The sequence below is a fragment of the Kitasatospora sp. NPDC032121 genome (assembly GCF_055580145.1).
This window is the reverse complement of the sequence record NZ_JBVILX010000005.1, coordinates 310979-334589: the sequence shown is the minus strand read 5'-3', so window position 1 is coordinate 334589 and position 23611 is coordinate 310979. Positions and strand designations below refer to the sequence as shown.

The following is a 23611-nucleotide window of genomic DNA, read 5'->3' as shown; positions in this document are numbered from 1 at the left end:
AACGGCTCCTCCAACCGGCTGCGCTGGGCGTGAGGCAGGGCGGCGAAGCCCAGCGCGCAGGCGGCGAGAGCCCGTTCGAGTGCGGCGCCCTGGGTCGGGTCGAGACGGCGTCGGACGCCCTCATGGGTGAGGAGGTCGCGCGGCGCATAGCCGTCGCCGGATTCACCCGTTCGGCTGGTCGGATGGGTAAGGACGTTTCGGACGGAGGGTGTGTCGGGGTGGGCGGTGTCAACGGCCGTCAGCGTGAGGCGGGTGGTGAGGACAGGCCCTCGTCCGGCTCAAAGGCGAGGCAGTGGCGATCGCCTGGCGGGCAAGGGTTTGAACGTTCAGGCTCCTGGCCCCGAAAGGGACGGGCGCGAACCTCGACTCCCGGGTCTTGATCCATGTGACCGGTGACATGTGTCATTTCACATGCCGCGCCACGCGTCGTCAACGGGCAGCGCAGGGGCGGCTTTCACCTTCCCCGCCTTCCGACAGAGAGTCAGGACCGACCTGTGCCCGCAGCACGCTCACGCCCCGGCGGAACACTCAGAAGCCCCCGCGGAACCCTTGGAAGGCTCCTGTTCGGCGCCCTCGCGCTCGGCCTCGCCGCAGCCGGAGGCACCGGCACCGCCCTCGCCCAGGACCGGCCGGAGACGGCCCAGTCACCGACCTCGGCCACGCCCCCGAAGGACCCGCACCCCGCGGCCGAGGGCTGGCGCCAGATCAACGGCACCTGGGTGCAGGTCGGCTCCGTCCGGCCGCACGTGATGCCCAACGCCGACACCTTCGCCCAACGGCAGGCCGCGAAGGCCCACGACACCGCCGTGTCCCCCCGCAACAACTACGACCTGCAGATGACCTACCGGGGAGGCCAGGACTCCATCGGTGTCACCACCGGCCAGCCGAAGGTCTACCTGATCTACTGGGGCAGTCAGTGGGGCACCCCGGGCACCGACCCGGCCACCGGCAACGTCACGCTGTCCGGCGACCCCGACGGCGCCGCGCCCTACCAGCAGGACTTCTTCAAGGGCCTGGGCAGCACGACCGACACCTGGTCCAAGGTGATGACCCAGTACTGCGAAGGCATCGCACCCGGCTCGTCCTACTGCCCGCCCGAGGCCAACCACGTCGGCATGCCGGTGGCCGGCCAGACCCTCGCCGGCGTTTGGGTGGACAACACGAAGCCCGCGCCGAAGGCCGCCACCGAGCCGGAGATCGCGGCCGAAGTCGTCGCAGCCGCCCAGCACTTCGGCAACACCGATCCGAACCAGAACCGGGACGTCCAGTACGTCGTCAACACCGGCCAGGGACTGGACTCCGACAAGTGGAAGGAGCTCGGCTACTGCGCCTGGCACACCTTCATGCGCAGCTCGGCCGGCACCCTCGCCTACACCCTCATGCCCTACCTGACCGACGTGCCCAACTGCGGCACCAACTGGATCAACCCCGGTGCGCGCGGCCGCCTGGACGGGTACGGCATCATCGGCGGCCACGAGTACGCCGAGACGATCACCGACCAGAACGCCTCGGGCGCCTGGACCGACGCCACCGGCCAGGAGAACGCCGACAAGTGCTCCTGGATCCCGGTCGGCGCCAACGGCGGGATGTTCAACCTGACGCTCTCCACCGGCGTCTTCCCGGTGCAGACCACCTGGTCCAACTACGACCACCTGTGCACGGGCGACGGCCCGGTCTTCGGGAACGCGCCGCTCCTCGTCACCCGGCCGTGCGAGCAGACCGTCGAGAGCGGTAAACCGGTCAACATCCCCGTGCTCGCCTCCGACCGCGCCGGGCGCCCGATCACTTACGGCGCCAAGGGCCTGCCCGCCGGCCTACGGATCGACCCGGCGACCGGCCGCATCACCGGCACGACGCGCGCGACCGGCTGGAAGACCATCACCGTGACCGGCCGCGACGACCAGGGCAACACCCAGAGCCAGACCTTCAAGGCCGGTTTCTTCCACGGCCCGCAGAGCGGCTGCACCCCGATCGAACAGCTCAACGACCCCGGCTTCGAGAACCACACCGCCGACCACGGCGTCTGGAACCCGTCCGGGTACAACATCATCACGCCGTCCACCGCGCACCAGGCGCACAGCGGCTCGACGTACGCGTGGCTCGGCCAGAACACCGCCAACGACGACTCCATCACCCAGTGGGTGGAAACCACCCCCGGGTACACCAGGGAGCACCTCTCCTTCTGGCTGAACATCACAGGCAGCGCCGAGGGGTCCTCCGCACCCGGAGGCCCGGCGGCGGACACGCTCTCGCTGGAGCTGTACGACCAGTGGAGCGGCAACTACCTGGCGACCGTGAAGACGTGGACCAACCTCGACGCGACCAACGGCTACCGACTCCAGTCCTTCGACCTGACGCCGTACGTGGCGGCCGAGTTCGGCTCGACGGTCGGCATCAAGCTGGTCGCGCACTCGACGAGCGGGAAGACCGCGTTCCTGGTCGACGACGCGTCGGTCAAGTTGACCTGACCTGATCCGACCCGACCCGACCCGACACCCGATCCGTTCCGCACCGACCGGCACGCTCCCGGGCCCGTCCACGAGGACGGGCCCGGGAGCGGCTTCTTCGGGTCGAGTTCGGTCAGCGTTCTTCCGCCGGACAGCATTGACCGGTACCTCTGTCCCGCTCATGGCGAACAGCCATGACACCCACCCTCACCAACGGGACGAGAACGAGGCCTACAACCACGTCGCCATCGTCGTCGGCTCGCAGAGCACCGTTCCGGCCGGGACCAGCAGCCCGCTGCACTACGACCACTACAGCGTCGGCCGCACCATAGAAGCCGCCCTCGGCCTGCCGGGCCTGACCGGCAACGACACCTACGCAACGCCCCTCAACGCCGCCTTCGCACCGTCCACGGCGACCGGGCCGACGCTCACCGGCACCCTGAACGCGGTGGCGAACGGCGGCAACGTCACCCTCCGCTACGCCGTGCCGAACGCCTCCCAGGCCGGCCCGAAGAACTGGGTCGGCCTCTACCCCGCAGGCGTGACCCCCGGCTCCCAGTCCGCGCTGACCTGGTCCTACACGCCGAACCGGAGCGGTGCCGTCACCCTCTCCACGTCCAAGCTGAACGGCGCCGGCTCGTACGACGCCTACTACCTGGCCAACGACGGCTACTCGGTGCTGGCAGGCCCCTTCCGCCTGACCGTCGGCTGACGGCCCGGTGGGGCGGGGGCGGCCCGGCCTCGCCCCACCGGACGGCCGGCGAGGGCCGCTGCTCGTCACCGGCACCACCAACGCGGAGCACCCCCGTGAGCGCGCCGGCTCGGGGTGACCGCACCGGCGGTGGTCATCGCGGCAGTTGCCCGCGATGACCACCACCTGCCGCGTCTGCGCGGCGGACGCCCGCCCGCCGACCGGGCACCGGCGCGGGCTCGCCGTCAGTCCTGCTCGGTCGTCCGGCCGGCATTCGGCCGCACCCGCGGATCGCAACCTGGAAATACTGCCGCATTCCGGGGAAAGTCGATCCGGGTAAAGCCCTGGAAGGGCGGAGGAAGTGCGCGGGTAAATGTTCGTTGAATCAGCGTTGTGCACAGGGGTGCTTGCGTGCTACAGTTTTGCTGGCTATATATGGGTCCACGTGGGGGTGGGGTCGGTGGGCTCGCGACGGCGATCGGGTTCCGCGGCGCTGCGCGGATAAGCGTGTGAGGCCACGGCCGGTGGCCCTGTGGGGTGCGGTTCGGAACCATCTTCCGCTCGTGGGCGTTGTGCTTTTGGCGTGACTTTTCTCGGTCATGAGTACATGGGGGTAATCATGATTCAGTTTCGCGTGCTCGGCCCGTTGGAGGTCGTTCGGAACGGCGAAAGAGTCGTTCTGGGGGGCGTAAAGCAGCGCGCGCTGCTGGGGCGTCTTCTGCTCGAATCGAATCAGGCGGTCGCGGCCAGTCGATTAGTGGATTCCCTGTGGCCGGACGGTGAACCGCCCATTACGGCGAGGAAGATCCTCCAGAATTCGGTGTGGTCGCTCAGGTCGGTCCTGCGGTCGCTCCAGGAGCGCGAGCCGCATCCGGCGCTGATCACACGGTCGCCCGGCTATCTGCTCCACATCGACGAGGACACGGTCGACGTACACGTTTTCGCCCGGCAGTTGGAGCTCGGGCGCAAGAAGATGGCCAACGGATTCCCGGCGGAGGCGGCCGCGATCCTGCGGGACGCGCTGGACCTGTGGCGCGGGGACGTCCTGGCGGATCTCGCGGAGGCCGGGATCGTCTGGCCGGAGTCGAACATCGTCGAGAACGCGCGGATCGACGCCCAGGAACTGTACTTCGAAGCCAAACTGGACTGCGGCCACCACCGTGAGGTGATCAGCGGCATCGAGAAGATGGTGGAGGCGGAACCGCTGCGCGAACGGGCCCGCGGGCTGCTGATGCTGGCCCTGTACCGGTCCGGCCGCCAGACCGAGGCGCTCGACGTCTACCACCGCACCCACACCGACCTCGTCGACCGGCTCGGCCTGGAGCCCGGCCCGTGGCTGCGGGACCTGCAGCGGCGCATCCTGTCGCACGATTCGACGCTGAACGTGCTCTCCCGGGCCGAGGCCGCCGGGGAGGAACCCGAGCCGGCCGGCGGGCCGGTGGTGGTCGACGCGGGTGTCCGGCCCGCGCCGTACGAACCCGCCGACGAGGACGGGCTCGTGTACGGCCTGCTGGACGTCTCGGGCCGGCCGGGGGACCAGGCGTCCTCCCAGACGCGGTCGCACCGGCGCGAGGTGACGGTGATGATCGTCCGGACCCACGTCGGATCCGGGGCGGGGACGGGGCACCCCGTCGGCGTCGACGAACTTCTCGACGGCATCCACACCCTGGTCAGGGCAGGCGTGGAGTGCAGCGGGGGAGAGGTCGTGGCCTCCGTGGGCTCCGCGACGATCGCCCTCTTCGACCTGGACGACCCGCGGAAGGGCGCGGCCCGGGCGACCCAGCTCGCCCTGCTGCTGCGGGACAGCCTCGACGTGTCGGACGAGAACCGGCACGGGCTCACCATCCGGGCCATGGTGGCGACCGGCGACCTCCAGCGGCACTTCGACCCGGCGCCCCGCCGGAGCCGGGTCTCGGCCAACGGCACGCTGCTGGACCAGTGCTGGGAGATCTTCCCGCAGGTGCCGGTCGGCATGATCTGGGTGTCCGACCGCACCAGGTCGCTGACCCTCGACCAGGTGTCGTACCTGACCATGGCGGCCGGCAAGCTGCCGTACTGGGTCGCCGAGGCGCGCTCGGTGGAGTACCCGGTCGAGACCAAGCCGTTCATCGACCGGGACCACGAGATGGAGATCCTGCAGCGGACCTTCGAGCGGGTCGAGCAGCGCAGCCTCCCGCACCTGGTGACCGTCCTCGGCGACCACGGGACGGGGAAGAGTCGCCTCCTGATGGAGTTCTGCCAGTTGCTGGAGGAGAAGGCCCGGACGGCTCCGCTCATCGTGAAGTACCGGGTGAGGAGGTCGGTGGGGGTCGACCCGTCGGCGTTCGTCGAGCCGCTGCGGTCGCTCCACCGCGAGGCCGGACCGCCGTCCGAGGCGGCCGGTTCGGTACGCCCGGAAGCGGCGGGCGACGTGCACGAGGCGGAGGCCCTCGTGCACGCGCTCGCCCGCAAGCACCCGGTCGTCATCGCGGTGGATGACCTGCACCTCGCCGACGAGGCCACCCTCGCCTTCTTCGACGGCCTCGGCGCGGGCAGCCAGTCCGGCAGGCTGCTGATCGTGGCCTGCGCCAACGAGGACTTCCACCGCAGGTTCCCGCAGTGGGGGCTGGGCCGGCTGAACAGTACGCGGATCCTGTTGGAGCCCCTGTCGGTCGACGCCGTCGGCCAGCTCTTCGAGAACCTGATCGCGACCATCGGGGACTGCATCTCCGAGTCGACCTGGCGGACCTTCCACCGCATCTTCGGCGATCCAGGTTCCGCTTCGGCGAAGCGGGCGCGTCTGCTGCGGGCGCTTCCGCTGGTCGTCGGGACGAATTCCTTTCCCGGCGACCACGCGCCCGACGAATGGGTCAGTAGCCCTTGAAGAATCCGTACAGCCGGTTGATCCGGCCGCCCTCGAAGGTGGCGACGTCGAATCCGCTCACCACGGGTGCGCTCCCCGCGGGGCCGACCTGCCAGGAGAAGTGGACGGCGTCGTGATGGGTCAGGACCGGGCCGAGGGTGAAGAGCATTCCCGTGAAGTTGCGCTGCGCCATGGCGAGGTAGTCGCCGATGGCCGCCGCGCCGTGGGCCACGATGTTCGGATCGGTGTACGTCGCGTTCGGGGTGAATACCTCTTCGATCAATTCCCGCCGGATCCGGTCGTCGGATTCGTTCCAGATCCCGATGTATTGACCGACCAGCTGGTCGACGCCATTCCTGTCCATGAGTCAGCACCTTAGCAGTGGATGTGTGATTGATCGGGTCGTTCGGCAGAATTGCTCCGGTCGGCCGGAAGGCGGCGGAATATCCGCCTTCCGGCCGACCGGAGCGGAGCCCTGACCGGCGGGTCAGCCGGTCAGCGGCCCCGGACGGGACGGGTCACCCGAGGTCGTCGACCATGGCGAACAGGTCCTCGTCATCCGCGTCCTCCAGGTCCCTGAGCTCCTCCTCGAGCCGGTCGTCGCGGCCGTCGCCGGCCGCCGGAGCGCCGCCGACGAGCTGCCGGAGCCGGTCCAGCTCGTCCGGGCCGAGCCGTCCGTCACCGATCAGCGCCTCCAGCCGGTCCAGGAGCGGCGCGGCCTGACGGGCCGCCACGATGGCGCGCAGCCGCTCGGCCAGCAGGGACGGCGTCGGATGGTCGAACACCAGCGTGGTCGGCAGGCGTTCGCCGGTGAGCGCCGTCAGCCGGTTGCGCAGCTCCACCGCCGTCAGCGAGTCGAATCCGAGGTCCGTGAACGGTGCGTCGGAGGCGATCGCCGACACTCCGTCGTGCCCGAGGGCGGCCGCGACCTCACGGCGGACCAGTTCGAGCGCGGCCCCCGGCCGGTCCCACGGAATGTCCGCCGACTGCTGCGCCGCCGGCCGGGCCGCTCCGCCGCGCGTGGCGGCGGCCGGTGCGGGCCGGGGCGCGAGATCCCGGAGCACCGAGGGCGGGTTCGGGGCCGCGCCGAGGGCGGCCCGGTCGACGCCGGTCACCGCGAACACCGCGTTCCGGCCGCCGTCGGCCGCCGGGCCGGTGAGTTCCGCGGTGGCGGCGTCGAAGGCGGCCAGCGCCTCCGGCACCGCGACCGGACGCAGCCCGAGCGCGAGGATCCGCCTCAGGTCCGCCCCCGACAGCCCGTCGCCCATCCCGGTCTCCCACAGCCCCCAGGCCAGCGAGACCGTCGGCAGGCCGCGGGAGGTGCGGTACTCGGCCAGGGCGTCCAGGAAGGTGTTCCCCGCCGCGTAGTTCGCCTGCCCGGCCGTGCCGAGCAGCCCGGCGATCGAGGAGTACAGCACCAGGGGCCGGTCACCCGCCTCCTCGTGCAGGTGCCAGGCGGCGTCGATCTTGGGCCGCAGCACAGCGTCGACCTGTTCGGGCGTCAGCCCGTCCAGCGTGCCGTCGTCCAGCGTCCCGGCGGCGTGCACGAAGGCCACGGGCCGGTGGCGGGCGACGAGTGCGGCCAGTGCCGCGCGGTCGGCGACGTCGCAGGCCGCCGCGGTGATCTCGACGCCGTCGCCGGCACCCGCGATCTCCGGAGCCGTCCCGCTCCGGCTGACCAGCAGCAGCGAACGGGCGCCGTGCTCCGCCACCAGGTGCCGGGCCAGCTCCGCGCCCAGCGCACCGCTCGCGCCGGTGATCATCACGGTGCCCTCGCGCCAGGGGAGCGCCGCACCGGCCGGGGCGTGCGCCCCCGCCGTGGGCTCCGCCTCCTCCGGCCGGGCGTCCGCCGACCGCCGGTACCGGGCCAGCCGCGGGACGAGGAGCTCCCCGTCCCGGACCCGGACCTGCTGCTCGTCCAGGTCCCCGGCCGCGGCCAGGAGTTCCCGTACGGCGTCCCGGACGTCGCCCGAGCCGTCCCAGTCCGGGTGGTCCACCAGCAGGAACCGGCCGGGGTGTTCGGTCGCGGCGCTGAGGACCAGTCCCCGGACGCCGGCGTGGGCCAGGTCGGAGCCGACCACCACGGCGAGCCGTCCGCCGGTGTCGCGGTCCAGCCGGTCGCGCAGCACACCGAGGGTGTGATGGACGGCGTGCCGGGCCCGCTGGGGCAGGTCACCCGGGCCGGCCTCGGCCTGCACCACCGTGTGCCTGGTGCCGTCGGCCGCCGGACCGGACGCGTCCGGCCGGCGCCAGACGGGGGTGTACAGCAGGTTCTCGCCGGCCACGGGGGCCGGGAGGCCGGTGAGCGCACGCAGCACCAACTCGTCGACCTCGGCCAGGACCTGGCCACCCTCGCCGCAGACCAGCAGGCGCACCGTGTCCGGACCCGTGGGCGTGATCCGGGCCCGCAGGACCGTACCGTCGGCCCCCGCGGCCGCGTGGAACCGCACCCCGCTCCAGGCGAACGGCAGGGCGGCCGGCCGGTCGTCGTCGGCGACGCCGGGCAGCAGAGCGTGCAGGACCGCATCCAGCAGCGCCGGGTGCACGGCGAACCCCGCGGTCGGCAGGGCCGGTTCCGCCGGGGCGAGGACCTCGGCGAACAGCTCCTCGCCGTGCCGGTGCAGCGCCCGCAGCCCCCGGAAGGCGGGGCCGTACGCGTACCCGTGCTCCGCCACCCGCTCGTACAGCCCGGTCAGGTCGATCTCCGTGGTCCCGTCCGGCCAGGGCTCGGCCTCCGGGACGGTCCCGGACGTCTTCGGCGCCAGGGTGCCGACGGCGTGCCGGGTCCACCCGGGGCCGTCCGGACCGGCGTCCCCGCTCCGGGACCAGAGCGTGACGTCGCCGCCGTCGACCACCAGCTGGAGGACGAGGGCGCCGGACTCCGGCACCACGACCGGTTCGGTGACGGTGAACTCCGCGAGGTCGCCCGCCGATGCAGCCAGTTCCACCAGCGCCGTGCCGGGGACCAGGACGACGCCCCGCACCCGGTGGTCGGCGAGCCACGGCTGCTCCGCCAGGGTCAGCCGGCCCGTCGACACGGTGGCGCCGCCCTCGCCGGTGGCGCCCGCGGCGAGGTCGACCGCCGCACCCAGCAGCGGGTGCTCCGCGGAGCGCAGCCCGGCACCGGCCACATCGGTCCGGCCGGCCGGGGCGAGCCAGAACCGCTTGCGCTGGAAGGCGTACGTGGGCACGTCGGCCGGTCCGGCACCGGGGAACACCGCGCGCCAGTCGATCCCGACGCCCCGGGTGAACAGGGCGCCGAGCGCGCCCGCGACGCCGTCCGCCTCGGGCCGGCCGTGCCGCCGCAGCGGTACGGCGACCGGGGCGTCCGGCTCGTCGGCGGGGAAACCGGCGGCGATCATGCCGGTGAGCACCGCGTCGGGGCCCACCTCCAGCACCGTGCGCACGCCCTCGTCCCGGGCGGTCTGCACCGCCTCGTGGAACCGGACGGTGGCCCGCACCTGGTTCACCCAGTACTCGGGGTCGGTCCACTCCCCGGCGGACCGACCGGTGACCGTGGAGATCGCGGGGATCACCGGGGCGTGGTACGTGAGATCCCGGGCCACCTCCCGGAACCCGGCCAGCATCGGCTCCATCAGCGGGGAGTGGAAGGCGTGGCTGACGGACAGCCGCTTGGTCCGCCGGTCGGCGAACCGCTCCTCGACGAAGGCCAGCAGCGGCTCCTGCACGCCCGACAGCACCAGCGAGGCGGGGCCGTTGACCGCGGCGACCGCCACCCCGGCGGGCAGTTCCGTGCCGTCCAGTTCGGTGGCGGCCGCCTCGACGGCGACCATCGCGCCGCCGCGGGGCAGGGCCTGCATCAGGGCGCCGCGGGCGGCGACCAGCCGGGCCGCGTCGGGCAGCGACAGCACGCCCGCGACGTGCGCGGCGGCCAGCTCGCCGACCGAGTGGCCGAGCACCACGTCGGGCCGGACCCCCCACGACTGTGCCAGGCGGAACAGCGCGACCTCCACGGCGAACAGCGCGGGCTGTGCCGTGCCGGTCTCGTCCAGGCCGTCCCCGTCGGCGATCGCCGCCCGGACCACGGCCCGCAGCGAGGCGTCGAAGTGGGCACAGACCTCGTCGAAGGCCGAGGCGAACACCGGGTGCGCGGCGGCCAGTTCGAGGCCCATGCCGATCCGCTGCGCACCCTGTCCGGTGAACGCGAAGGCCAGTCGGCCGCCCGCCGCCCGGACCGGTACGGCGTCCCGCAGCGCCGCCGGCGCGGTCGCCGCGATCCGGTACGGCAGGGCGGCGCGGGTGGCCAGGGTGTAGGCCTCGTCCGCGGTGGACAGGTCCGCGACCCGCCGCGCCTGCTCCGCCAGCGCCTGCTCGCTCCGGGCGGACAGCACCCACGGGACCGTGGCCGGCGCGGGGCCGGCCGGTGTGGCGGAGACCGGGGCCGGGACGGCCTCGGCCTCCTCGACGATCACATGGGCGTTGGTGCCGCCGAACCCGAAGGAGGACACGCCGGCCCGGCGGGGCCGGGCCCCGCGCGGCCACGGGCGGGCCTCCGTCAGCAGCTCGACGCCGCTCCCGGCCCAGTCGACGTGCCTGGACGGGGTGCCGACGTGCAGGGTGGCCGGGGCGATCCCGTGCCGCATGGCCTGCACGACCTTGATGATCCCGCCGACGCCGGCCGCCGCCTGGGTGTGCCCGAGGTTCGACTTCAGGGACCCCAGCAGCAGCGGCTGCTCCCGGTCGCGTCCGTAGGCGGCGATCAGGGCTTCGGCCTCGATCGGGTCGCCCAGCTTGGTCCCGGTGCCGTGCGCCTCGACGAGGCCGACGTCGGCCGGGGCCAGGCCGGCCGAGTCGAGCGCGGCGCGGATCACCCGTTCCTGGGCGGGACCGTTGGGAGCCGTCAGCCCGTTCGAGGCGCCGTCGGAGTTCACCGCCGAGCCGCGCAGCACGGCGAGCACCCGGTGCCCGTTGCGCCGGGCATCCGACAGCCGCTCCAGCACCAGCATGCCGGCGCCCTCGGACCATCCGGTGCCGTCGGCGTCGTCGGAGAAGGACTTGCACCGGCCGTCGTCGGACAGCCCTCGCAGTCGGGAGAACTCCACGAACGGCGTCGGCGTGGCCATCACGGTCGCGCCGCCCGCCACCGCGAGCCCGCACTCGCCGCGGCGCAGCGCACTCGCGGCCAGGTGCACCGCGACCAGCGACGACGAGCACGCCGTGTCCACGGTGAGGGTCGGTCCCTCGAACCCGAACGTGTAGGCCAGCCGGCCGGAGGCGATGCTGCCGGCGCTGCCGCTGTACAGGTAGCCCTGCACGCCCTCCGGCGGCAGGTCAGGCCGGGAGCCGTAGTCGCTGTACATGACCCCGACGAACACGCCGGTCCGGCTGCCGCGCAGGGACTGCGGGTCCAGCCCGGCCTGTTCCACGGCCTCCCAGGTGGTCTCCAGCAGCTGCCGCTGCTGCGGGTCCACGGCGAGCGCCTCCCGCGGCGACAGGCCGAAGAACTCGGCGTCGAAGCGGTCCGCGTCGTGCAGGAACCCGCCCCGGCGGGTGGTGGAGGTGCCCGGGTGGTCCGGGTCGGGGTGGTACAGCCCGGCCGGCCAGCCGCGGTTCACCGGGAACTCCGAGGTGGCGTCCCGGCCGTCGGCGACCAGCTGCCACAGGTCCTGCGGCGAGGCGACCCCGCCCGGGTACCGGCAGGCCATGCCGACGATCGCGATCGGCTCGTCGAGGTTCCCGTCCGTCGCCGGCCGGCTCGCGGCCGCCGGGGGCAGCGGCCGCTCCCCGGCCGCGGCGAGGGCGAGCAGGTGCTCGGTCAGCGCGGCCGGGGTGGGGTGGTCGAACACCACGGTCGCGGACAGCCGGTGGCCGGTCGCGGCGCCGAGCCGGTTGCGCAGCTCGACGGCCGTGAGCGAGTCGAAGCCCAGCTCGCTGAACGAACGTTCCTCCTCGACCTCGGCCGGGTCGGCGTGGCCGAGCACCGCGGCGATCTGGTCGCGGACGATCTCCCGCAGGTCGGCGCCGCCGGCCCCGGGCGTCTGCGCACCCGGCAGGCCGGATCCGCCGTCCGGTACGGCCGCCGCAGTGGCCGCGGCCGGTCCGGCCAGGTCGCGCAGCACCCCGGGGAGGTCGGTGCGGCCGCGGAGCGCGGAGCGGTCGAACCGGGTCAGGGCGAGCACCGCGGCACCGTCGCCGGCGGCCGCGCCGAGGGAGGCGTCGAACAGGGCCAGCCCCTCCGCGGTGTCCAGCGGACGCAGGCCCGAGCGGGCCAGCCGCCGGACGTCGGCGTCGGTCAGCCCCTCGGAGATGGTGCTGGTCTGCGCCCACAGGCCCCAGGCCAGCGAGACCGCGGGACGGCCCAGGGCGCGGCGGTGCTCGGCGAGGGCGTCCAGGAAGGTGTTGGCCGCCGCGTAGTTCGCCTGGCCCGCGGTGCCGAGCAGCCCGGCGACCGAGGAGTACAGGAACAGCGGCCGGTCCCCGGCCAGTTCGTGCAGGTGCCAGGTCGCGTCCACCTTCGGGCTGAGCACCGCGTCGATCTGCTCGGCGGTCAGCCCGGCGATCGTGGAGTCGGCGACGACTCCCGCGGTGTGCACCACCGCGCTCGGCGCGTGGGCGGCGAACACCCGCTCCAGGGCCTGCCGGTCGGTCACGTCGGCGGCCACCAGGCTCACCTCTGCGCCGAGGTCGGTCAGTTCGTCCCGCAGGTCCGCCGCGCCGGGCGCGGCCTCGCCGCGGCGGCTGAGCAGCACCAGGCGCCGAACCCCGTGCCGGACGACGAGGTGCCGGGCCAGGACGGTGCCGAGGGTGCCGGTCGCGCCGGTGATCAGCACCGGGCCCGCGGTCAGGGCCGCGGTGCCGGCCGGGGCGTCCGCCGCGGTGCCGGCCGGGCGGGCCAGCCTCGGCACCAGGATCCGGCCGTCCCGGAGCGCCAGTTCCGGCTCGGGTGTCCGCAGCGCGGTCTCCATCTGCGCCGCGTCGGCGGTTTCGTCGGCCTCGACGAGCACCAGCCGGCCCGGGTTCTCCGTCTGGGCACTGCGCACCAGGCCGCGGATCGCGGCGTGCGCCAGGTCCGGGGTGATCACGAAGGCGTGGCGGCGCCCGTCGTCCTCGGCGAGGACCGCTCGGAGTTCGCCGAGGACGGAGTGCACCAGGGCCTTCGCCCTCGTCGGGACGTCCTGCTCCGGGCCGTCGGCCACGGCCGCCACCCGGTGCAGGACGGCCGGTTCGAGGCCGGCCCCGGGGGCGGGGGCGTCCCGCCAGAACACGGTGTGCAGGCCCGCCGGCGCGTGGCCGGCGCCGACCGGCAGCAGCGCCAGCTCGTCGACCGTCAGCACGGCCCGGCCGTCGCGGTCGTGGACCGCCAGGCCGGCCGTGCCGCCGCGGACCGTGACCCGCGCGGTCAGGGCCGTCGCGCCGGTCGCGTACCGGGTGACCCCCGTCCAGGAGAACGGCAGGACCGCCGGGGCGGCGGGGTCGACGACGCCGGGGAGCAGCACGTGCAGCACCGCGTCGAGCAGGGCCGGGTGCACGCCGTAGCGGGCCGCCTCGCTCCGGTGGCGCTGCGGCAGCTCCACCTCGACGAAGCGGTCCTCGCCGGTGTGGCGCACCGACCGCAGGCCCTGGAACGCCGGGCCGTACCGGTAGCCGTGCCCGTCGAGCCGCTCGTACACGCCGGTCAGGTCGGCCTCCTCGCCCACGGGTTCGGCGGCGGCCGGGGCCGTCCGCCGCCCGGGGACGAGGACGCCGTGGGCGTGCCGGGTCCACTCGGCGAGGTCACCGGCGGCCCGCGGGCGGGAGTGGATCAGCAGCGTGCGGCTGCCGTCCGGCTCCGGGGCCTCGACCCGGACCTGGACCGTCACCGTCTCGCCGTCCGGTACGGCCAGCGCGGTGGTGAGGGTCAGTTCGGCCACCGTCGGGCAGTCCACCCGGGACCCGGCGTGCAGCGCCATGTCCAGCAGCGCCGTGCCGGGGACCAGGACCTCGCCGCGGATCCGGTGGTCGCCGATCCAGCCGCCCGCACCGATCTCACCGGTCAGCACGGTCGCGCCGTCGACGAGGGTGACCGCGGTGTCCAGCAGCGGATGCTCCGAGGACGGGGTCTCCAGCCAGTACCGGCGGTGCTGGAACGGGTACCGCGGCAGCGGGACGGGCCCGGTCGCCGGAAGGACCGCCGACCAGTCGACCGGCACACCCCGCAGGTGCAGGGCGCCGAGCGCGGAGAAGGCCGTCTCCACGTCCCCGCGTCCGGACCGCAGCATCGGCACCGCGGTGCCGATGCTGCGGTCGGCGTCCCCGTCCTCGTCCGCGACGGCCTGTCCGACCATCGCGGTCAGCGCGCCGTCCGGGCCGAGCTCGACGAACTCGGTGACCCCGCCGCGGCGCAGGGTGCGCACCCCGTCGAGGAACCGTACGGCTTCCCGGACATGGGTCACCCAGTAGTCCGGGGAGGCCAGCTGTTCGGCGGTGGCGATCTCGCCGGTGACGTTCGAGACGACCGGGATCCGCGGCTCGTGGAAGACGACGGTGTCCAGCGCGGCGCGGAAGCCGGCGAGCACCCCGTCCATGTGGGGCGAGTGGAAGGCGTGGCTGACCGAGAGCCGCCGGGTCCGCCGGCCGAGGCCGGACCAGTGCGCGGTCAGCGCGGTCACGGCGCCCTCGTCGCCGGACACCACCACGGCCCGGGGGCCGTTCACCGCGGCGATCGCCGCGCCGGGAACCAGCGACTCGCGCACCTCCTCCTCGGAGGCCTCCAGCGCGGCCATCGCACCGTCGTCGCGGGCGGACTGCATGGCGGCACCCCGGGCGGCGACCAGCCGGCAGGCATCGGGCAGGTCGAACACACCGGCCACGTGCGCCGCGGCCACCTCGCCGACCGAGTGGCCGAGCAGGTAGTCGGCGGTGACGCCGTGGTGCCCGGCGAACCGGTGGAGCGCCACCTCGACCGCGAACAGCGCGGCCTGGGTGTACGCGGTCTGGTCGAGCAGCGCCGCGTCGGCGGTGTCGGGCTCGGCGAACAGGACGGCGGTCAGCGGCCGGTCGAGCACCGGGTCGAGGTGGGACGCCACCTCGTCGAGCGCGGCGCGGAAGACGTCGGACCGCTCGTACAGTTCGCGCCCCATCCCGGCCCGCTGGGCGCCCTGTCCGGTGAACAGGAAGGCGGTGGCGCCGCGGCCGGTGCCGTGCCCCTGGACCACGCCCGGCGCGGCGGTGCCCGCCGCGACGGCGTCGAGGCCGCGCAGCACGGACTCCCGGTCGGAGCCGAGGACCACGGCCCGCCGCTCCAGCAGGGCGCGCCGCGAGGCGAGCGTGCCGGCGACGTCGGCGAGGCCGAGCTCCGGCCGCGCGTCCAGGTGGGCGCGCAGCTCCGCGGCCCGGGTGCGCAGCGCCCGGTCGGTCCGGGCCGACAGCAGCAGCGGCAGCACCGGCGCGGCGGCGCCGGGCTCCTCGCCGGGGCGGGTCCCGGAGGTCCGGGCGGGAGCCGGGGACGGCCCGGCCTCCTCCAGGATCACGTGGGCGTTGGTGCCGCTGATGCCGAACGCGGACACCGCGGCGCGCCGCGGGCGGCCGAGGGCCGGCCACTCCTGCTGCTCGCCGAGCAGCTCGACCGCGCCCGCGGACCAGTCCACGTGCGGCGACGGCGTGCCCAGGTGCAGGGTGCGGGGCTGGATGCCGTGCCGCATCGCCTGGACCATCTTGATCACGCCGCCGACGCCGGCGGCGGCCTGGGCGTGCCCGATGTTCGACTTCAACGAGCCCAGGCGTACGGGCTGTTCGCGGTCCTGCCCGTAGGTGGCCAGCAGGGCCTGGGCCTCGATCGGGTCGCCGAGCCGGGTGCCGGTGCCGTGCGCCTCGACCAGGTCGACGTCGGCGCCGTTCAGGCCGGCGTCGGCGAGGGCGGCGCGGATCACCCGTTCCTGCGAGGGCCCGTTCGGGGCGGTCAGGCCGTTGGAGGCGCCGTCGGAGTTCACCGCGGAACCGCGCAGCACCGCCAGCACCTGGTGCCCGTTGCGGCGGGCGTCGGACAGGCGCTCCACCAGCAGCAGGCCGACGCCCTCCGACCATCCGGTGCCGTCGGCGTCGGCCGAGAAGGACTTGCACCGGCCGTCCTCGGACAGCCCCTTCTGCCGGGAGAACTCCACGAAGGTGCCCGGCCCGGACATGACCGTGACGCCGCCCGCCAGCGCGAGGTCCACCTCGCCCGAGCGCAGCGCGTTCGCGGCCAGGTGCAGGGCGACCAGCGAGGACGAGCACGCGGTGTCGACGGTGATCGCCGGGCCCTCCAGGCCGTAGCTGTACGCCAGCCGCCCGGAGATCACGCTGGAGGTGTTGCCGGCCAGCAGGAAGCCCTCCACCTCCTGCGGGGTGGCCGGGAGCCGCGAGGCGTAGTCGTCGTACATCACGCCGGTGAACACGCCGGTGCGGCTGCCGCGCAGGCCCGTCGGGTCGATGCCGGCGTCCTCGAAGGTCTCCCACGCCGTCTCCAGCAGCAGTCGCTGCTGAGGGTCGGTGGCGAGTGCCTCGCGGGGGGACATGTCGAAGAACGCGGCGTCGAACAGGTCCGCGTCGTGCAGGAACCCGCCGCTCCTGGTGTAGCTGGTGCCGAGGTGGTCCGGGTCGGGGTGGTACAGCCGGTCCAGGTCCCAGCCGCGGTTGACGGGGAACTCGGAGATCGCGTCCCGGCCGTCCAGGACCAGCTGCCACAGGTCGTCGGCCGAGCGGACGCCGCCGGGGAAGCGGCAGGCCATGCCGACGATGGCGATCGGCTCGTCGGTCCGGCCGCGGTTCGCGCGCCGCCGCGCGCCGCCGGCCGCCCGCTCGTCCGGTCCGCCGTCCGGGTCCTGGGCGAGGAACGCGGCCAGGGCCTGCGGGGTGGGGTGGTCGAAGACCAGGGTGGCCGGGAGCCGCCGGCCGGTGGCCGCGATCAGCCGGTTGCGCAGGTCGACGCCGGCCAGGGAGTCGAAGCCCTGCTCGCGGAACGCCCTGCCCATGTCGAGCGCGCCGGGGTTGGGCAGGCCGAGCACCGCGGCCGTGGTCGTGCGGACGAGCTCCTCGGCCTGCTTCGCCGTCAGCGTCCGTCCGGCGCGTCCGGCCGCCGCGGCGGTACCGGCGGTGCCGGCGGGCTTGCGGCGGCGCCGGACCAGGGCGGCCAGCAGGGGCGGTACGGGGTCGGTGGCGGACAGCAGCGACGGCTGGAGGACGGCAGGGACGGGCAGGGCGGTGGTCGTGCCCGTGGTGTCCGTCGCGTCCGTGGTGTCCGCCGCATCCGTGGTGTCCGCCGTCTTCCGCGACAGGGCCCGGTCGAACAGGGCGAGCCCCTGCGCGGCGGTGAGCGGCGCCACGCCGGACCGGGTCCAGCGGCCCAGGTCGGAGGCGCCCAGGGACTGCCCCATGCCCTCCTCCCACAGGCCCCACGCCAGGGAGGTCCCGGGCAGGCCGAGGGCGCGGCGGTGCGCGGCCAGCGCGTCCAGGTAGGTGTTGGCGGCCGCATAGTTGGCCTGGCCGGCGGTGCCGAGCAGGCCGGAGATCGAGGAGAACAGGACGAAGGCGTCCAGCTCCCGGTCCGCGGTGAGCTCGTGCAGGTGCCGGGCGGCGTCGGCCTTGGCGGCCATGACCGTGCGGACGCGCTGCTCGGTCAGCGCCGGGATCGTGGCGTCGTCGAGCACCCCGGCGGTGTGGACCACCGCGGTCAGGGGCGCGTCGGCCGGCAGGCCGTCGACCAGAGCGGCCAGCGCGGCCCGATCCGTCACGTCGACGGCGGCGATGCGCACGCCGTCCAGCTCGGCCGCCAGGGCGGCGGCGCCGGGCGCGTCCGGGCCGCGGCGGCTGACCAGCAGCAGGTTCCGCAGCCCGTGCCGGTGGTGGAGGTGCCGGGCGATCAGTGCGCCCAGCCCGCCGGTGCCGCCGGTGATCAGGACCGTGCCACCGGGGTTCCAGCCGAGTCCGGTCCCGTCGGCCGCGGCGCCCTCGGGGGCCTGGGCGGCCCTGGTGATCCGGGGCACCAGGAGCGCGCCGTCGCGGACGGCGAGCTGCGGCTCCCCGGTCCGCACGGCCGCCTCGACGGTGTCCGCGGCGGGGGCGGTGCCGGCGAGGTCCAGCACGACGATCTGGTCCGGGAACTCGCTTTGGGCGGTGCGGGCCAGGCCCCACACCGCGGCGGCGGCCGGGTCGGCCACGGCGTCCCCCGGTGCGGCCGCGACCGCGTCCCGGGTGACGAGGACCAGGCGCTCGTCCTGGCCGTGGCTCGCGGCCGTCCAGTCCCGGACCGCGGCGAGGGCGGCGGCGGCCGCCGCCGTCGGGCCGTCGGCCGGGGCCACCTCGACCACGGTGGGCCGGAGCGGGCCGGCGGCTTCCGCCGCCGGGGTGCCCGGGGGCTGCCAGGCCAGTTCGTACATCGGGACGGCGTCGGTGCGCGCCGACGCCCGGAAGGTCAGGCCGTCGACGGTGGCCACCGGCTCCCCGGTCGCGTCGGCGAGCAGCAGCTCGTACGTGTCGCCGCCGGCCGGGCGGATCCGGGCGCGGAACTCCGTGCCGCCGGTGGCGCCCGGGTGCAGGCGCACCCCGCTCCACGCGAACGGCAGGCGCGTCCCCTCCCCGCCGTCGACCAGGCCCAGCACGATCGGGTGCAGCACCGCGTCCACCAGGGCCGGGTGCATCAGGAAGCCGGAGTCCGCGGCGAAGTGCCCGTCCGGGAAGCGGACTTCGGCGTACGCGGTGGCGCCGTCGCGGTACACCGCCCGCAGCCCGCGGAACACGCCGCCGTAGGCGTAGCCGCGTTCGCCGAGCAGCTCGTACGCGTCGTCGACGGGCAGCGGGTCGCCGGTGGGCGGCCACTCCAGCCGGTCCGCCGCGTCCGGCTCCGCGGCCGCGTCGCCGTCGAGCAGCCCGGACGCGTTCCGGGTCCACTCCGGTTCGCCGTCGCGCCGCGAGTGGATCGCCAACTGCCGCTCGTGCACGGTGACCTGGAGCTGTACAGAGCCGGCGGCGGGGAGCTCCAGCGGGCTCTCCAGCGTCAGGTCCGCCACCCCGGACAGGCCCACCCGCTCGCCGGCGAACAGCGCCAGCTCCAGGAACGCCGTTCCGGGCAGCAGGACCGCACCGTCGACCACGTGGCCGGCGAGCCACGGGTGGTCGGCCGCCGAGACGGTGCCGGCGAGCACCACCTCGTCCCGGTCGACGAGTTCCACGACCGAGTCGAGCAGCGGGTGCCCCGAGCCGCCGCGCGCCGTGCGCGGCGGCAGCCAGTAGCGGTCGCGGCGGAACGGGTGCGTCGGCTCCTCGCCCCGGAGCCGGGCCAGGCCCGCGGTGAGGACCTCCGCCTCGGACCCGGCGGACCGGCCCAGCGGGACGGCCCGCCGCACCCCGGCGGACCTGACCAGCGGGGTGAGCGCGGCCGACGGCCCGATCTCGGCGAACTGGCCGGCGCCGGCCTCGCGCAGGGCGGTCACGGCGTCGTGGAACCGCACGGTGCCGCGGAGTTGGGTGACCCAGTGCTCGGCGTACCCGGAGGGGTCGGCGGGCAGCGGGCGCCCGGTCACGGTGGAGATCACGGGGATCCGCGGCGGTCGGTGGCCGACGGTCTCGGCCACCGACCGGAACTCGTCGAGCACCTCGTCCATGTGGGGGGAGTGGAAGGCGTGGCTGACGGTCAGCCGGGTGACCCGGCGGCCGTGCTCCCGCCACCCGGCGGCGACGGTCTCGGCGGCCTCCGCGTCACCGGCGATCACCACCGACACCGGGCCGTTCACCGCGGCCACCACGACCCCGTCGACCAGGGTCCCGGCGACCTCCGCCTCGGAGGCCTCCACGGCGATCATCGCGCCACCGGAACGGGCCCGCTGCATCAGCCGGCCGCGGGCGGCCACCAGCTTCGCCGCGTCCTCCAGCGAGAACACCCCGGCCACGTAGGCGGCGGCGAGTTCGCCGATGGAGTGCCCGGCGAGCAGGTCGGCGCCGAGCCCCTGGTCGGCGGCCAGCGCGGCCAGCGCCACCTCGAAGGCGAACAGCGCCGGCTGGGTGTAACGGGTCTGGTGGAGGGCGGCCGCGGCGTCCGGCCCCTCGTCGAACATCAGCTCCTTCAGCGGCCGGTCCACGTGGGCGTCGAACGCGGCGCACACCTCGTCGAGGACGCGCGCGAACACCGGGAACCGCGCATGCAGTTCGCGGCCCATGCCGGGGCGCTGCGCCCCTTGGCCGGTGAACACCAGGGCGGTCGGGGTCCGTTCGCCCTCCTCCAGGACGACGTGGGCGTTGGTGCCGCTGATGCCGAAGGCGGACACCGCGGCGCGGATCGGCCGGTCGGCGCGCGGCCACTCGCGGGCCTGCGTCAGCAGCTCCACCCGGCCCGACTCCCAGTCCACGCGGGAGGTCGGGACGTCGGCGTGCAGGGTCCGCGGCAGCACCTCGTGCCGCATGGCCTGGACCGCCTTGATCACGCCGGCGACGCCGGCCGCGGCCTGGGTGTGGCCGATGTTCGACTTCAGCGAGCCCAGGTACAGCGGGACATCGCGGTCCTGTCCGTAGGTGGCGAGGATCGCGTCGGCCTCGATCGGGTCGCCGAGCGAGGTGCCGGTGCCGTGGGCCTCCAGCAGGTCCACGTCGGCGCCGGTCAGGCCGGCGTCGGCCAGCGCGGCGCCGATCAGCCGCTGCTGGGACAGGCCGCTGGGCGCGGTCAGCCCGTTGGAGGAGCCGTCGGAGTTGATCGCGGTGCCCCGGATCACCGCGAGCACCGGGTGGCCGTCGCGCCGGGCGTCCGAGAGCCGCTTCAGCACCAGCATGCCCACGCCCTCGGACCAGCCGGTGCCGTCGGCGTCGGCCGAGAACGGCTTGCACCGCCCGTCGGCGGCCAGCCCGTGCTGGCGGGAGAACTCCTCGAACATGCCGGGAGTGGCCATCACGGTCACGCCGCCGGCGAGCGCCGCCGACGCCTCGCCGCTGCGCAGGGCGCGCACGGCCAGGTGCAGGGCGACGAGCGAGGAGGAGCAGGCCGTGTCCACGGTGAGGGTGGGGCCCACGAACCCGAACTGGTAGGCGATCCGGCCCGACAGCACGCTGGGCGTGGTGCCGGTGAGCACGTAGCCCTTGACCTCGTCGCCCGCCTCGTGCATCCGGGGGCCGTAATCGGAGGAGGTGCCGCCGACGAACACGCCGGTGCGGCTGCCCCGCAGGGACTTCGGGTCGATGCCGGCCCGCTCCAGGGCCTCCCAGGTCGTCTGCAGCAGCAGCCGCTGCTGCGGGTCCATGGCCAGCGCCTCCCGGGGGGAGATCCCGAAGAACTCGGCGTCGAACTCGGCCGCGGTGTCGAGGAACCCGCCGGTCCGGGAGTACCCCTCACCGGGCTGCCAGCCGCGGTCGGTCGGGAAGTCGCCGTACACGTCCTGCTCGCCGGCGACCACGCGCCACAGGTCCTCGGGGGAGGCGAGCCCGCCCGGGAAACGGCAGGCCATGCCGACGATCGCGATCGTGTCCTCGTCGGCGCCGGCCGCGGCGCGGGTCCGGGCGGACGGCGCGGCCGCGGACGGGCCCCGGCCCGCCGCGCGTCCGGGGCCGACGCCGGTCTCGGCGAAGTAGCCGATCAGCTCCTGCGGCGTCGGATAGTCGAACAGCAGACCGCTGGGCAGCGGGCGTCCGGTGGCGGCGGACAGGCTCTCGATCAGCTCCACCGTCATCAGCGAAGAGAAGCCGAGGTCGCGGAAGTTGGTGTCGAGTTCCACGGAGTCAGGGACGGCCGCCCCGAGGGCCTCGGCCACCTGCGCCCTGACCAGCGCGGCGGGGTCGGTGCCGGGGGAGTCCGCGGCGGCCGCCGCGGGGGCGGGGTGCTCGCCGGTCCAGAACCGCTCGCGCTGGAACGGGTAGCCGGGCAGCCGGACCCGGCGGGCGCGGACTCCCGCGAACGCGGGGCCCCAGTCGACGTCCTCGCCGTTCACGAACGCGGTCGCGAGGGCGGTCAGGAGCGCGGTCCGGTCGTCGGGGAGCCCGGCGCCGTCCGCCGCCCCGGGCCCGGGCGTCGCGGTCGTGACCAGGTGCGGGGCGGAGCGCCCCTGCGCGAGGGCGTCCAAGCCGGCGTGCAGCTCCTCGGCGTCCGCGGCGAGTACGACGGCCCGGTGCCGGAACGCCGTCCGGGTGGTCGCCAGTGAGAAGCCGAGGTCCTGCGGGGCGAGTCCGGACGCGCTCAGCAGGGCGGCGTGCGCCCGCAGCGCGGCGGGGGTGCGGCCCGAGACGGGCACCGGCACCGCGACCGGCCCGGCCTGCGCCGCCGGAGCGTCGTCGTCGGTACGGGCCTCGGCCGGCGGCTCGCTCAGGACCACGTGGGCGTTGGTGCCGCCCATGCCGAACGAGGAGACGCCGGCGATCAGCGGGCGGCCCGGGTGCGGCCAGTCGGACGGCTCCGCGGCGACCCGCAGTCCGAGCTCGTCGAAGGGGATGGCCGGGTTGGGCGTCGCGAAGTTCAGGCTCGCGGGCAGGCGGCGGTTGCGGATGCTGAGCACCGCCTTGAGCAGGCCGGTGATGCCGGCGGCGCCTTCCAGGTGCCCGATGTTGGTCTTGACCGAACCCACCAGCAGCGGGTCGGCGGCCCCGTCGGCCCGCCGCCCGGCGAAGACCGCGCCCAGCGCGGCCGCCTCGACGGGGTCGCCCACCGGGGTGCCGGTGCCGTGGAGTTCGACGTACTGCACCTGCTCCGGAGCGACGCCGGCGCGCCGCAGCGCGGCCCGGACGACCCGCTCCTGGGCCTGCGGGCTGGGCACGGTCAGGCCCGGAGTGGCGCCGTCGTTGTTGACCGCGCTGCCGCGCAGCACGGCGTAGACGTCGTCCCCGTCGGCCAGGGCCGCGCGCAGCGGCTTCAGGACCAGGGCCACGGCGCCCTCGCCGCGGACGTAGCCGTTGGCCCGGGCGTCGAAGACGTAGCTGTGGCCGTCCGGGGACAGGCCGCCGAACCGCTGCGCGCCCAGCGCCCCTTCGGCGAGGAGGTTGAGGTTCACGCCCGCCGCGATGGCGATCGGCGACTCGCCCGACCGCACGCTCTGGGCGGCCAGGTGGACCGCGACCAGCGACGACGACTGCGCCGTGTCCACCACGACGCTGGGGCCGCGCAGGTCCAGGGCGTAGGAGACCCGGTTGGCGATGACCCCCCGGTGCACGCCGGTGTTGGTGTGCTGGGAGATCGCTCCGTCGCCGCCGCTCAGCACGAGGCCGGCGTAGTCGTCGCGGAGCGAGCCCACGAACACCGAGGCCGCGGAGCCGGCCAGGGCGGCCGGGACGATCCCGGCGTCCTCCAGCGCCGTCCACGCCAGCTCCAGCACCAGGCGCTGCTGCGGGTCCATCGCCGCCGCTTCCCGGGCGGAGACGCCGAAGAACGCGGCGTCGAAGTCCCCGATCCCGTCGAGGAAAGCACCGAAACGCGTTCCGCCGTCGAACCTGACCGAATCCGAAATGCCGTCCCGCCGGTCCTGCGGGACCTCGGTTATCGCATTGCGGCCGTCCCGCAGGAGATTCCAGAATTCCGCCGCCCCGGTCGCCCCGGGTAACCGGCAGGACATCCCGACGATCGCCACCGATTCGTCATGACCGTCCTCGTGCCCGTCGTGCCGTGTCGTCATCTGAACAGCTCTTTCCTTCGTCATCCTGGAAATTCGCCATGCGAGGGGTGCGGGGTTCCGGGTTCAGGAAGTCCGT

5 protein-coding genes are annotated in these 23611 nt (G+C 74.7%); 3 read left to right on the top strand and 2 right to left on the bottom strand.

All coding sequences use genetic code 11. The features are described 5' to 3' along the window. Positions 1 to 494 precede the first annotated feature (494 nt). The 3 genes from ACZ5OX_RS17545 (at position 495) to ACZ5OX_RS17535 (ending at position 6001) form a co-directional block, all read left to right on the top strand. Positions 495 to 2468 (top strand): Ig domain-containing protein, encoded by a 1974-nt coding sequence (locus ACZ5OX_RS17545; RefSeq protein WP_465630723.1) that lies wholly within the window; start codon positions 495 to 497, stop codon positions 2466 to 2468. A 160-nt stretch (positions 2469 to 2628) separates the two neighbouring features. Continuing rightward, positions 2629 to 3159 (top strand): hypothetical protein, encoded by a 531-nt coding sequence (locus ACZ5OX_RS17540; protein ID WP_465630721.1) that lies wholly within the window; start codon positions 2629 to 2631, stop codon positions 3157 to 3159. Between the two features lie 799 nt (positions 3160 to 3958). Further along, entirely contained in the window at positions 3959 to 6001 is a 2043-nt protein-coding gene (locus ACZ5OX_RS17535) for a BTAD domain-containing putative transcriptional regulator (RefSeq protein ID WP_465630719.1), read from the top strand. On the opposite strand, the gene ACZ5OX_RS17530 is transcribed toward ACZ5OX_RS17535, so the two are convergent. Together ACZ5OX_RS17530 and ACZ5OX_RS17525 are read right to left on the bottom strand one after the other, a co-directional pair. Continuing rightward, entirely contained in the window at positions 5988 to 6344 is a 357-nt protein-coding gene (locus tag ACZ5OX_RS17530) for a nuclear transport factor 2 family protein (RefSeq protein WP_465630718.1), read from the bottom strand. The genes ACZ5OX_RS17535 and ACZ5OX_RS17530 overlap by 14 nt on opposite strands. A gap of 154 nt (positions 6345 to 6498) precedes the next feature. Continuing rightward, a complete protein-coding gene (locus tag ACZ5OX_RS17525) occupies positions 6499 to 23535 on the bottom strand; it encodes an SDR family NAD(P)-dependent oxidoreductase (protein WP_465630717.1) in 17037 nt (5678 codons plus the stop codon). Positions 23536 to 23611: the final 76 nt, after the last annotated feature.

Coding starts and splice junctions, on each gene's coding strand:
- ACZ5OX_RS17540 (WP_465630721.1), top strand. CDS start 2,629: ATGGCGAACAGCCATGACACCCACCCTCACCAACGGGACGAGAACGAG.
- ACZ5OX_RS17530 (WP_465630718.1), bottom strand. CDS start 6,344: ATGGACAGGAATGGCGTCGACCAGCTGGTCGGTCAATACATCGGGATC.
- ACZ5OX_RS17525 (WP_465630717.1), bottom strand. CDS start 23,535: ATGACGACACGGCACGACGGGCACGAGGACGGTCATGACGAATCGGTG.